Genomic DNA, 11,291 nt, shown 5'->3' with positions numbered 1-11,291 from the left:
TCAGGGTTGGAATCCTGATCGGATATGCCCGATGCAGCACCGCGGGCCAAGATCTGCGAGCCCAACGCACGGCCCTCAAACGCCTCGGAGCCCGCGACGACCGGATCTACACCGACAAGGGCTACACCGTCGCCGACGCTCACACCTACGCCGTCCGCAGCTAGAGTCACGGCGTCGAAGGGGCCGCGACTGCTCGAACCCGGTGATCCCCCAGGTTACCGAGTTCGGGCCGAGGCCCCGCGAGGGATCCTCGGACCGAGTGTTGGGCAGTAGCGGCCCCCGGACTCGCTGGACAGGACTGTAGCGCACCCGCCGGACACCACCGACCATGATCACGACGGGTGGACTTCGGTGTTGTTGGCCCACCTCCGCCGCGCTGCCTCCACGGGCCACCGAGCGGGCTCCGATCCCATCCCCGACACGGTCATTCGAAGGCAAGCCAGCGCGCAGCGGTGGCGCGGCAGCACCAGATTCAGAGGCCGACCGATCCGAGTCCGCGAACGAGGACGTGCGTGCCGCTCGCGGACGCCGCAGAACCGCGGCCAGGACGAACAGTGATGCGATCGCCGCAAACCGAGACCTGGGCCGGGTGAGCCGGCCGCAAGAAACCACGCCGCCAACAATGCGTCGAGCACCGCCAAGGCCAGACAGGTACCGAATCCCGCACGACCGATCAGCATCTCTGTACACCCCCATCACTCCCCATCCCGTGGCCCGTGTCCGGCACCTCGATGCCGGACACGGGCCACCTTCGGTGTCCACCGAAACGAGCGTCGCTGACGCGCCGCCCTGCACAACAACCCCGAGAAGGTGCCCTTCTGACCATCCGATTTTGACCTGCGGTCCGCTCCGCACAACCCCCGGCGCTGCGCGGCCTGACGGCCCGGAACAATCTTTCCCCCGCTTCGCTCCTCGAAAGATTCTTCCGTCCGGAGGTTGCACTCCCGCGGCCCTGTGCAGGTCGTCATCTCCTTGCCAGAAGGGCACCAAGAACAGGCGGGCCGAGCAGGTCCGCCCCGACCATCAGGAGGCGGCTCATGACCGAGCCCATCAAGATCGACAACACCGGCGAGATGATCGCTGCCATCCCAGCCATGCTGGGCTTCGTACCGTCGCAGTCGGTCGTGCTGGTCTTCCTCGCGGGCAACCGACTCTCCCACATCGTCCGGATGGACTTCGGCGAGGTGGACCATCCGCTCGTCACCGCCGCGATCAACCGCTCGGACGACACCGACGGTGTGTACGTCATCGTGGTCGCCGAGAACCGCACCTTCCACGAGGTGCTCGACGAGTCCGAGCGGGTGATCGCGATGCTGCTCGGTGCCGGAGCCGATGTGTGGGGCAGCTTCTACACCCCGAGCATCCGCGGCGGCGAGACCTGGACCGACATGCGCGGGCTGTTCGAGACCGGCAAGATCCCCGACCCCGCCACCACCGAGGTGGGCGCCGCGACCGTCCTCAACGGCCGCACCATCGCCCGCGACCGCTCCGAGCTCACCGCCCGCTACCGCCGCAAGGACTCGGTGACCGTCACCGATCGTCGACGCGCCCGCGCCGCGAAAGAGACGATGGGAGAGGAGTTCGCGAGCAGCATCATCCGCGAGCTGGCCGAGCTGGTGAGCACCCGCACCACCCCCGATCCCGCTCTCGCCGCACGAGTCGGATTGTTGCTCACCACCGACATCCACGCCCGTGACGCCATCTTGGGGCTGGCGGTGATCGACCCGAACGTTGCCTCCGAGACGATGGAAGCGATCGCCAGCAAGCTGCGCACCCGCGAGCGTGTGGCAGCGTTGACCGTCGCCGGGTTCTTCGCCTACGTGAACTTCCAGGGACCGGCCGCCGGAAGCGCGTTCACCGCCGCCCGAGAGGAAGCGACCCAGCATCCGCTGTGCGACACCCGGATGCTCGGACTGCTCGAAAAAGCACTCACCGCAGGGCTGCACCCGACGATGATCCGCAAGCTCGCAGGCACCGGAGTCGGTATCGCCCGCGAAAAGTTCCGCGTCGAGCTTCCCGCCCCCAGCGGCGACTGGATCTGACACCACAACACAGGCGAGGCCCCCGGAATCGGTAGTTCCGGGGGCCTCGCCCGTTGCGCAGGAGCGTCGATCAGGCATCGAGCCTGACCAACGCGTGCGCACGTCCTACAGCGCACAGCATAACCACGCGCACGCCGTCAGAACTCGTCGCGCTCCGCATCGTCGGGGAACACGAAATCGACCGCCGGCGACGGCGACCGGAGAACACTCTCGCCGCCCACGATCGCTTCGAGCTCGCTCTCGTTCGGGCGGATGCCGTGCTTGATCGCGTCGTACAACTGCTTTTCGATGTGTGACCGTTCCACCATGGTTATCTCTCGGCTACCCCGCACCCGACCCAGGAACCCGGGCCTCGGTGTGTGGTGGTGGGGGCAGCACCGGGACGCCGGTGTTACCCGGCCACACCGCGACCATGCGAGTGCTGGCCTCATGCAGCGCGTTGAGTTCATCGACGACCAGACGCAGGAACTCGGCCAGCTGCTGCAACGGATCGGGCAACGGCGGGTAGCGGTCGTTGTCCTCGAGGGGATCCAGTGACGGATTCCCCGGATGGGGGATGTCCACTTTCGCGGCCCGCGAGAGACACACCTCGCCGGTGACGCTGTAACCGACAACGAACTCGTAGTCCTCTATCCCCACGGTGAAGATCAGCTCGCCCCAGACGGCGTGGTCCCAGGTGATGACCTCAGCTTCAATAGCGTCCTGCACCAGCCAGTGTCCAGTCGAAATACCGGGATGCGGGGTCAGGCGATCGAAGTGCTCGGTGTGCAAGGTCAGCAGCGGCGGTGTGGTCATCTACCGATCCTTTCGCGGGTCGGGCGAACCGTAACCGACTGCGCTGACACGACGAGCGGAGACGTCAACGGCGGCGTACCGCTCATGTCGGTCATGGTCAGAACAACGTGCCTTGCCAGTCACCGGGGTTGGTCTTGGCATGAAAAAGTGCGTCCTCGTCATAGCCGTTGCACAACGCTTCACGGATCGCGAGGGACCGCTCATAGCGTGAGCGTCCCTGTCCGTCGAGGAGTGAGTGACCGGATAGCCGACCGAGAGCGATCGCGTAGCGCACGTTCTCGCTGTGTGTGGACTCCACGAGGTGTCCCGTCCCGACGCGCACGCACAGTGGCTCGTTGCACTTGTGCTCGCACACCACATCCGGTGCCAGAGGCCCGTACACCAACTCCACCGAGAAGCGATGCGCAAGCATCGTGCGTTGCCGGTTCTTGCGTTGGAAGTTGAACCGCCCGTACCCGTCGGGCGCGCTGACCGCGCCGATCCAGTACCAACACGTCGGGGACTTGACGACCTTCGACCAGAACGCCGCGATGTTCGCCTTCGACGGCCGCAACGAGTTGTCCACCACCCGGACCCGCGCCCGCTCCTCCGAGTCCTCAGTGACGAACTCGACGTCGAGATCCGGGAACCCGATGTCGAGCGCGGGCTCCACATCGTCGCTCATGACCGCAGCATCACGATGCCGCAGGCACCGTCTGCTTGTCTTCGGACGGCGGTACAGCCGCTGTGGCGACATCGGCGACACCGAGATCCGCCTTGGCTTGCAGGATGAGCGACTTCGCCTCACGGGTGCTCACACCGAGCAACGGTGCCAGCTCCGACGCCGAGGCGCTGCGACTGAACGTGACGATCGCTTCCGCGTACTCGCGCAGCAGTGACGATTCCTGCTCGCGCTCCTGCGGAGTCAACGTCTCCGTGTCGGCTTCCATCTCCCGCTGGATCTCGGCGATCTTCGCCGCGTACTGCTCTTGGATCTTCTTGATGCGACGATCCCGGCTCTGCTCGAGCCGCTCGATCTTCTTGCGCGGAGCCTGCGCCCGCGAGGCGACCGCTGCTTCGAGCTTGGACAGCTTGTCCGTCGCTTCGTGGATGGGGCCGGCCAACACTTCGAGTTCCCCCTGGCGAGCGAGCAGTCGCTCCCGTTGACGGCGGGCGTTTTCCCGAACATTCGACGTCGTGTGCGGACGAAGTGAGCGGCGAGATGCCGATTGGGAAGTCGAGGCCATAGGCCGGAAGTGTAGCGGCTCGCGCCGGTCGCGGGGAGACCGACGATCGGAATCGGGGACGCTTCGTCGACGTCTAGATCCGGTCACCACACAGACAACCATGACGCTCACGTGCCTGACACACGCAGCTCCGCTGGTCCGACAGGACCAGCGAGGTCCTGTCGGACCTTGGACCGAATTCTGTTCACCCTAAAAGTCTTTACACACCTCATGCACTAAAGGTGCGACGTGGCATAATCGCCGCCATGATGACCGTCCACAAGCTCAACGCTGGGGACGGCTATGTCTATCTCACCAAGCACGTCGCCAAGGGCGACGCCACCGAGTCCCGCAAGCCCGATGCGGTCGACTACTACCTGGCCAAGGGCACCCCGCCCGGCGTGTGGTGCGGGAAACTGGCCGAGAAGGTCGGCGTCGAGGTCGGCACCGAAGTCACCGAATCCGCGATGCGGTCGGTGTTCGGTGCAGCGCGTACTCCGACCGCCTTGGACACCAAGCCCGGACCCGGCGACTCGGCCGAGGACCATCTGAACTGGTCACAGAGCACCGCCCTCGGACGGGCGTTTTCGTGGTTTCAGAACAGTCAGGAGTACGTCCACGACGTCGAGGAACTGTGCAGCGCCTACAAGGCCAAGCACGGCGAGTACCCGACCACCGAGGCGAAGAAGGCGATCCAGTTCTCCACCGCCCGCAAGCACCTGAGCCGCGAAAGCGGAGAGCAGACGGGGCTGCTCAGCGATGAAGGTGTGTGGAAGTTCGTCAACGAGCAGTACAACAAGGCGCGTCAGCCGGTGGCCGGCTACGACCTGGTGTTCACCCCGATGAAGTCCGTCTCGTTGCTGTGGGGCCTGGGCGACGATCAGGTCAAGGCCGCGGTCGAGGAAGCCCACAAGCAGGCCGTGGACGAAGCACTGGAGTGGATCGAAGATCAGGTGATCTACACCCGCCGCGGCAAGGGCGGGGAGCGCAAGGTCAAGGCCGACGGACTGTTGATCGCCCGGTTCGATCACTTCGACAATCGCGCCGCGGACCCGAACCTGCACACCCACAGCGCGGTGCTCAATCGTGTCTATGCCGAAGGCCGATGGACCACCATCGACGGGTCGATTCTCTACAAGGCGAACGTGTCGGCGTCGGAGAAGTACAACACCCGCGTGGCGGATCTGGTGGCCCGCAAGCTCGGTGTCACCTTCGCTCCGAGTCCGGATACGCCGGTCGGCAAGCAACCGGTCTACGAGGTCGAGGGCATCCCGTTGTCGCTGATCGAGGAGTTCTCCCGCCGCGCCGCCATCGAGGCACGCCAGGAAGAACTGGCCCGCGACTACAAGACCCGCTACGGCAAGAATCCACCGAAGAAAGTGCAGTACGCCCAAGCGCAACAGGCCACTCTGGACACCCGCAACGCGAAGAATCCCCCACGATCACTGGCCGAGTTGCGAGCCGAATGGCGCGAGCGCGCCGAAGCGATTCTCGCCGGGAATGATCCCGCAGAGCTGGTCGACGCTGTCCGCGGGGAACGTGACCGCCGACCGGTGTTGACTCCGCAACAGGTGCCGGCCCTCGTCGACGAGGTCGTCGACACGCTCTCGCACAAGGTCGGGTCGTGGACGGTGTTCTCGGTGACCGCCGAGATCGAAAGGCGACTGCGAGAGTTCAGTTTCACCGACGACGAGCAGCTACGCGCCATCCACGATGACGCACTCGAACTCGCCCTGCGCGACTACTGCCTGCCCATCGACATCGAGGAATACCACCTGCCCGAGCGGATCAGCGACCGCGTCGAACGGGGACGTCGGCGCAGTCTGCTCGTCGATCGTGCCCAGATGCGCTACACCGCGCAATCGGTTCTCGACGCCGAAGACTTCATGCGTCAGCAGGCCGAGATGGACGACGAACACACCGTGGACGATCGGATCATTCGCCGCAAGTTGCGCCTGATCGCGCAGGCGAACGGCCACGAGCTCGGTGCCGATCAGCTCGCGATGATCACCCACTTCCTCACCGCCGGCACACGGGTCGCCGTGGCGGTCGGTGCGGCCGGTGCCGGCAAGACCACCGCGGCCACCGTGATCGCCCGAGCCTGGGAAGCGGTCAACGGAAACGTCATCGCCCTGGGTCCGTCGGCCCGTGCCGCCGAAGTGCTCGGTGAGGAAATTTCGGTTCAGGGACGCACCATCGCCGACGTGCTCACCCGCGATCGCGTCGGTATCCCGACCGGGATCGCCCGCGGTGATCTTCTGCTGGTGGACGAGGCCGGCATGGCCTCGGCCCGCGACCTGGCCGACCTGACCCGCATCGCCACCGAGTCCGGTGCGGTGGTGCGCTTGTTGGGCGATCCGCAGCAGCTCGCCTCCGTCGAAGCCGGCGGCGTGTTGCGCGATCTGGCCGATCGCACCAACGCCCCGTTCCTACGCAAGGTCCACCGTTTCGCCACCGCCGGCGAGGCCGAGGCGAGCCTGCAATTGCGCACGGGCGATGTGACGGTACTCGAGTGGTACGAGCAGAACAATCGCATCCGACAGGGCATGGCGCACGAGCTGGCCGATCTGGTTTTTGACGCCTACGTCGCCGACGTCGAGGCCGGACAGGTCGCGTTGATGGTCGCTCCGACCAACGATCTGGTGCGCGCGCTCAACGAGAAGGCCGCTGCGTACTACCGCGCCAACGGCACCGTCACCGGACCCGGCATCGTTCTGGCCGACGGTCTCGAAGCCGCTGTCGGGGATGTGGTGGTCACCCGGAAGAACAACTCCAAGTATGTCGTCAAGGACTCCGACGGCAACACCTCGGGCCGGGTGAAGAACGGCGACCTGTGGACCGTCGCCGAGATCGGCGACGACGGATCGCTGCGGCTGCGCAACAACATCAGCGGCGGCCAGGTCACCGTCGCCGCCGACTACATCACCGACAACGTGCAACTCGGGTACGCGACCACCGTGCACCGCTCGCAGGGCATGACGGTGGGAAGCTGCCATGTGCTCGCCGGGGCGAACATGGATCGTCAGTCGCTGTACGTCGCGCTCACCCGAGGCAAACACGCCAATATCGTCTACGCCGCCAACGACGAGCTGCCCGACTGGGACTTCGAACATCGCCCCGACGAGCATCCCGGCGCGATCGGTCTGCTCGCGAAGATCATCGCCCGCGACGGTTCCCAGCGCACCGTGCACCAGATGATCGAGGACGAACAACGCAAGGCCGCGTCCTGGTCGACGATCACCAACACCTACATGCTCGCCGTCGGGGAGCTGTACGAGGACTACACCGAACTGCTCCTCGATCGGATCCTCACCGAGGAGCAGTTCGGCTGGGTACACAGCCTCGGCGGGTGGGATCAGATCGTCACCTACGTCGCCCAATCGGAAACCTTCGGCTGGGACACCGAGACTCTGCTGCGTGAGGCCGCCGCCGTGATGAGCTCCGAAGGCAGAGCCGGCCGGATCGACACCGAGACCAACTCCCCCGGCCAGGTCATCGCCCGCGCCCTGAAGACCCGCATCGACAACTCCGACGGAGCGCAGTTGCCGCGCCGCCGTACCGATGCGGTGGCCGGCTACCGTGTGCCCGCACTGACCGACGCCGCGGCCGAAACCGATCCCATCCTCGCCGCCTACGCCCGCTCGTGCGAGCAGCAGATGCACGCGTTCATCGACTCCTACACCACCACCGCACTCGAATGCAGCGCGCCGTGGATCACCGCAATCGGCCAGCGGGGAACCGACCCTCGGCGGGTGCGGCTGTGGGAGTCCACGGTGCGGGAGATCGCGATCTCGCGAGTGCTTGCCGACGCCCCCGCCGACGAGACCGACCCGATGGCGCACATCCGGCAGGCACGCCAGGGTGCGGTCGAGACGAACATCGAGCGGTTGCGCCGACCCGAGAACACCCGCGACGAGGTGGCCGGACCCTACGCCCGCTACAGCGACGCCGAGCTGGCGTCCGCGCAAGGTGTCAGCCGGGGACGGCTCACCGAAGATGCGATGCTGCTGTCGCTGGCCCGCGACGAACTCGAGCGGGCACGAGGGGAGATGTCCGCCCTCTCGGGCGTGGAGCGGTCCCTCGCACAGGTCGAAATCGACGAACGCAACATCGCGGAGGTGCGCGCTGCCCGCACCCGACTCGATGCCCTGACCCGGTCCCCGCAGGCCACCGAACACCAGATCGCCGCTGCCCGCGCCGCTGTGACCGCCGCAGAACAGGCAGCGCCGCCCGAGCGACGCTGGGCGGTGATCGAACGCGGTGCACAGCACTATCGCGCCGCCGAGGCGGCCAAGGCCCGTGCCCGCGCCACCGACGAACGCACGATCGGGCGGATCACCGACCGCATCACCCGACTCGAGGAATCGATCACCGCCGAACGCATCATCCTCGGCCAGATCGACGCCGAACTCGCCCGACGCAAGGCCGGCGGACCCGACTTCACCACCGGTACGTCGACGCGACGGACACACACCGATTCGGGGGCGAACGTCCAGTTCGGTCTCGACCCCCTCGACCACGACACCGGACCGGAACGGGACCTGTAGAACGTCGGCTGCAGCGCCCACGCCCGAACAGCACAAGGAGAACAACGATGCCGGACAGCGACCAGAAGCGACGGTTTCTACGCAGTCGGGGACGCACGTCCTTGCCCACCGACACGGCGGGTGCGCAGAACTCACCCGCCTCGCTTCCGGCCGGTGCCCCGGCGATATCGCAATCCCGACCGGCCAGGGCGCAAGCCGCCCAGGACGTGACCGATCTTGTCGGCTTTCTGCGGGAAGTCGACAGTCGCCGCACTCAGGGCCAGCCGGCACCGGCACCGAAGGACCGCACCGAGGTTCTCGGTGCATTCCGCGGACAGCCTGCTCAGCAGATCACGGTCCAGATTCTGGCCGCGGCGGCGACCGCCCGGCATGTCGGCGCGCAGGTACAGATCACTCGCAAATGGGAGCAACTGGCGCAGGAGAATGCGGAGCGACTCGAAGCTCTGCGAGCGCAGCACTACCGGCATCAGCAGCAGCGGTACGTGCAAGTGCAGATGCCTCCGGAGGAGATCTCCCGGCGCCTTGCCGAGCAGCAAGCCGCTGACCGGGACGCTGATAATCGCGTCTTCGACGCCGCTGCGGCCGTCGCGTTGAGCTACGCCGCCGACGAGAGTGTGCCGTCGTTCGACACGCTCGCCGACCTGTCCGCCCAGCACCTCGCAGTCGCCGAACCCACCGCGGACGTTCCCGCGTCAGTTGTCGAATCCTTCGCCCGCGCCGCCGACGCCGACACCGTAGAGATGAACTTCGACAAGGCCGCGGACGGTTCGCCCGCGTCCAGCGGCCCCGATACACGCACCGAACCGTCCACTGCGGTCGAAGAAGATCACCAAGCGGATGTGTCCGACCAGCTCGAACGGGGCGAAGAACCCGCTCCGATGAATCACAAAGATCTCGGCAGGATCGGGACGGTGCTCGAATCCGCCGGCCGAGCTCTGGCCACCGCGGTCGGCCCGATCAATGGTGGCGACGACGTTGCCCCTCCCCTGTCGCCGGTCGACCTGAACCAGCTCAGTCAGGAACTACTCGATGCGATCGGTGCTGCGATGAGCAGTCACCCCCGATCGGTGACCGAGATGCTCAACATCGAACGCGGACCCGACCACACCAACGAAGCCGCGTTCGTCCCCGACACCGGTGTCGAACACAGCCAGCAAACAACACTGTCGTACTGACGTACTGATCTGGCATCACGCCCGTGACAGCATCGTGGGTGAGTGCGTCGATCAGAAGTAGCAACGTTTGTTCAGCTGTTTCGTGAACGACGGGGCGGCGTTCGGATCGAGGATGTCGATGAGATTCGGCAACGCTCCTTACGGTGCGTCGGTCAGCGAGGCGCGACGTGGCGGCCGCCGCGCCGGAGTCCCTGGGCCGGTCATGATCGTTTTCGGGTAGGCTTGGGGCATGCTTTGACGCCTGCCCGGCACTCGGGCGCCTCCGCGATCTCCTTCGTCCATCGCACCTGATTTCGAACCTGACGAAGGAGACTTTTCCGTGACCAGGTCGATCTATATCGACGTGCCGGATGTGTTCGCTGCGTCTTATGGCGCGCACGGCGCCGAGGCGCGAGCGTGGATCGCCGAGCTGCCCCGGCTGGGCGGTGAGTTCCTGGACCGCTGGGAGCTGCGGCTTGATGGCCCGCCCGCATATGGCATGGCGTCACTGGTCTTGCCCGTGCTTCGGTCCGACGGAACTCCCGCAGTCTTGAAGCTTCAGCAGCTGCGGGAGGAGACCGTCGGCACCGCCGCCGGCCTGGAGGCGTGGAATGGCAACGGGATCGTGCGCCTGCTCGACCATGACGAGAACAGCGCCACGCAGTTGCTCGAGCGGCTGGACGCGGCCCGGCCCCTGTCCTTGATCGCCGACGACACCACGGCCCTGCAGATCCTGGCCGAACTGATGGCACGGCTGACCTCAGTGCCTGCCCCGACGGGTCTGCGGCGGCTGTCCGACATCGCCGCCGCCATGCTCGACCAGGTCCCGCGGGCGGTGCCGGCCCTGCGCGACCCTGCCGAACAGAGGCTGGTGCGCACCTGCGCGTCCGCCGTGGCCGAGCTGATGGGCGAACCCGGCGACCGCCTGCTGCACTGGGATCTGCACTACGACAACGTTCTTGCCGGAGAGCGGGAACCCTGGCTGGCGATCGATCCCGAACCCCTGGCCGGCGACCCGGGATTCGAGTTGCTGCCCGCGCTGGACAATCGGTGGGATGAGGTCGAGGCCACCGGTGATGTGACTCGCGCGGTGCTCCGACGCTTCGACCTGCTGACCGAGGTCCTTGGTCTGGACCGGAACCGGGCGACCGGCTGGACCCTCGGCCGCGTGCTGCAGAACGCCCTATGGGAGGTCGAAGACGGAAAGGTGATGCTGGAACCCGTTCAGGTCGCCATTGCCACGGCCCTGCTACGCCGGTGGTAGGAGCTCGCATGTCGAGGGGTCGTCATGCCGAGCGGGAACTTACAGCACTCGACAGCCTTCCCCACCTCACCCGAGCAGTGGTGCATGGCGATCTCGGTGCCGAAAACGTCCTATGGGAGTGGTCGCACGGCCTGCCGCACCTCTCCGGAGTACTCGACTGGGACGATGTCACACTCAGCGACCCGGCCGAGGACCTCGCAGCCATCGGCGCCAGCTACGGCCCTGAGCTCCTGGAGCGGGTGCTCGCCCTGGGGAGCTGGTAAAATCACCGACTCCTTACCCGC

General features: G+C 66.3%; 10 protein-coding genes. 6 read left to right on the top strand and 4 right to left on the bottom strand.

The genetic code is table 11. From position 1 onward, the window contains the following. Positions 1-11: 11 nt before the first annotated feature. Together RBB84_RS12185 and RBB84_RS12180 are read left to right on the top strand one after the other, a co-directional pair. Positions 12-164 (top strand): recombinase family protein, encoded by a 153-nt coding sequence (locus tag RBB84_RS12185; protein ID WP_084295212.1) that lies wholly within the window; start codon positions 12-14, stop codon positions 162-164. Between the two features lie 873 nt (positions 165-1,037). Beyond that, complete coding sequence (locus RBB84_RS12180) at positions 1,038-2,042, top strand: DUF4192 domain-containing protein (protein ID WP_350247559.1); 1,005 nt, start codon at positions 1,038-1,040, stop codon at positions 2,040-2,042. A gap of 137 nt (positions 2,043-2,179) precedes the next feature. On the opposite strand, the gene RBB84_RS12175 is transcribed toward RBB84_RS12180, so the two are convergent. The 4 genes from RBB84_RS12175 to RBB84_RS12160 all read right to left on the bottom strand — a co-directional run bounded on the left by RBB84_RS12175 (position 2,180) and on the right by RBB84_RS12160 (position 3,943). After that, positions 2,180-2,350 carry a hypothetical protein gene (locus tag RBB84_RS12175; RefSeq protein WP_350247557.1) on the bottom strand — a complete coding sequence of 57 codons (171 nt, stop codon included), beginning with the start codon at positions 2,348-2,350 and terminating at the stop codon, positions 2,180-2,182. Positions 2,351-2,363: 13 nt separating this feature from the next. Further along, positions 2,364-2,837, bottom strand: a complete 474-nt coding sequence (locus RBB84_RS12170) for a hypothetical protein (RefSeq protein ID WP_350247556.1) — start codon at positions 2,835-2,837, stop codon at positions 2,364-2,366. Between the two features lie 97 nt (positions 2,838-2,934). Next, positions 2,935-3,501 carry an HNH endonuclease gene (locus tag RBB84_RS12165; RefSeq protein WP_350247555.1) on the bottom strand — a complete coding sequence of 189 codons (567 nt, stop codon included), beginning with the start codon at positions 3,499-3,501 and terminating at the stop codon, positions 2,935-2,937. 10 nt (positions 3,502-3,511) lie between these two features. Then, complete coding sequence (locus tag RBB84_RS12160) at positions 3,512-3,943, bottom strand: hypothetical protein (protein ID WP_350247553.1); 432 nt, start codon at positions 3,941-3,943, stop codon at positions 3,512-3,514. A 368-nt stretch (positions 3,944-4,311) separates the two neighbouring features. Between RBB84_RS12160 and mobF the strand changes: the two genes are divergently transcribed. From mobF to RBB84_RS12140, 4 genes are all read left to right on the top strand, one after another. Beyond that, positions 4,312-8,589 carry a MobF family relaxase gene (gene mobF / locus RBB84_RS12155; protein WP_350247660.1) on the top strand — a complete coding sequence of 1,426 codons (4,278 nt, stop codon included), beginning with the start codon at positions 4,312-4,314 and terminating at the stop codon, positions 8,587-8,589. A gap of 47 nt (positions 8,590-8,636) precedes the next feature. Further along, the gene (locus tag RBB84_RS12150; RefSeq protein ID WP_350247551.1) at positions 8,637-9,764 is read left to right on the top strand and encodes a hypothetical protein; all 1,128 of its coding nucleotides are present in this window, start codon (positions 8,637-8,639) and stop codon (positions 9,762-9,764) included. 319 nt (positions 9,765-10,083) lie between these two features. Continuing rightward, positions 10,084-11,007 carry an aminoglycoside phosphotransferase family protein gene (locus RBB84_RS12145; RefSeq protein WP_350247550.1) on the top strand — a complete coding sequence of 308 codons (924 nt, stop codon included), beginning with the start codon at positions 10,084-10,086 and terminating at the stop codon, positions 11,005-11,007. An 8-nt stretch (positions 11,008-11,015) separates the two neighbouring features. After that, complete coding sequence (locus RBB84_RS12140) at positions 11,016-11,270, top strand: phosphotransferase (protein WP_350247548.1); 255 nt, start codon at positions 11,016-11,018, stop codon at positions 11,268-11,270. The last annotated feature ends 21 nt before the right edge of the window (positions 11,271-11,291 follow it).

It is taken from the genome of Rhodococcus sp. D-6, assembly GCF_040256695.1.
GTDB classification, from domain to species: Bacteria; Actinomycetota; Actinomycetes; order Mycobacteriales; family Mycobacteriaceae; genus Rhodococcus; species Rhodococcus pyridinivorans.
This window is presented reverse-complemented; position numbering and strand designations above follow the sequence as displayed.

Excerpts from the sequence above, each read along its gene's own strand:
- mobF (WP_350247660.1), top strand. The coding sequence starts at position 4,312 with ATGACCGTCCACAAGCTCAACGCTGGGGACGGCTATGTCTATCTCACC.
- RBB84_RS12180 (WP_350247559.1), top strand. The coding sequence starts at position 1,038 with ATGACCGAGCCCATCAAGATCGACAACACCGGCGAGATGATCGCTGCC.
- RBB84_RS12175 (WP_350247557.1), bottom strand. The coding sequence starts at position 2,350 with ATGGTGGAACGGTCACACATCGAAAAGCAGTTGTACGACGCGATCAAG.
- RBB84_RS12165 (WP_350247555.1), bottom strand. The coding sequence starts at position 3,501 with ATGAGCGACGATGTGGAGCCCGCGCTCGACATCGGGTTCCCGGATCTC.
- RBB84_RS12170 (WP_350247556.1), bottom strand. The coding sequence starts at position 2,837 with ATGACCACACCGCCGCTGCTGACCTTGCACACCGAGCACTTCGATCGC.
- RBB84_RS12150 (WP_350247551.1), top strand. The coding sequence starts at position 8,637 with ATGCCGGACAGCGACCAGAAGCGACGGTTTCTACGCAGTCGGGGACGC.
- RBB84_RS12140 (WP_350247548.1), top strand. The coding sequence starts at position 11,016 with ATGTCGAGGGGTCGTCATGCCGAGCGGGAACTTACAGCACTCGACAGC.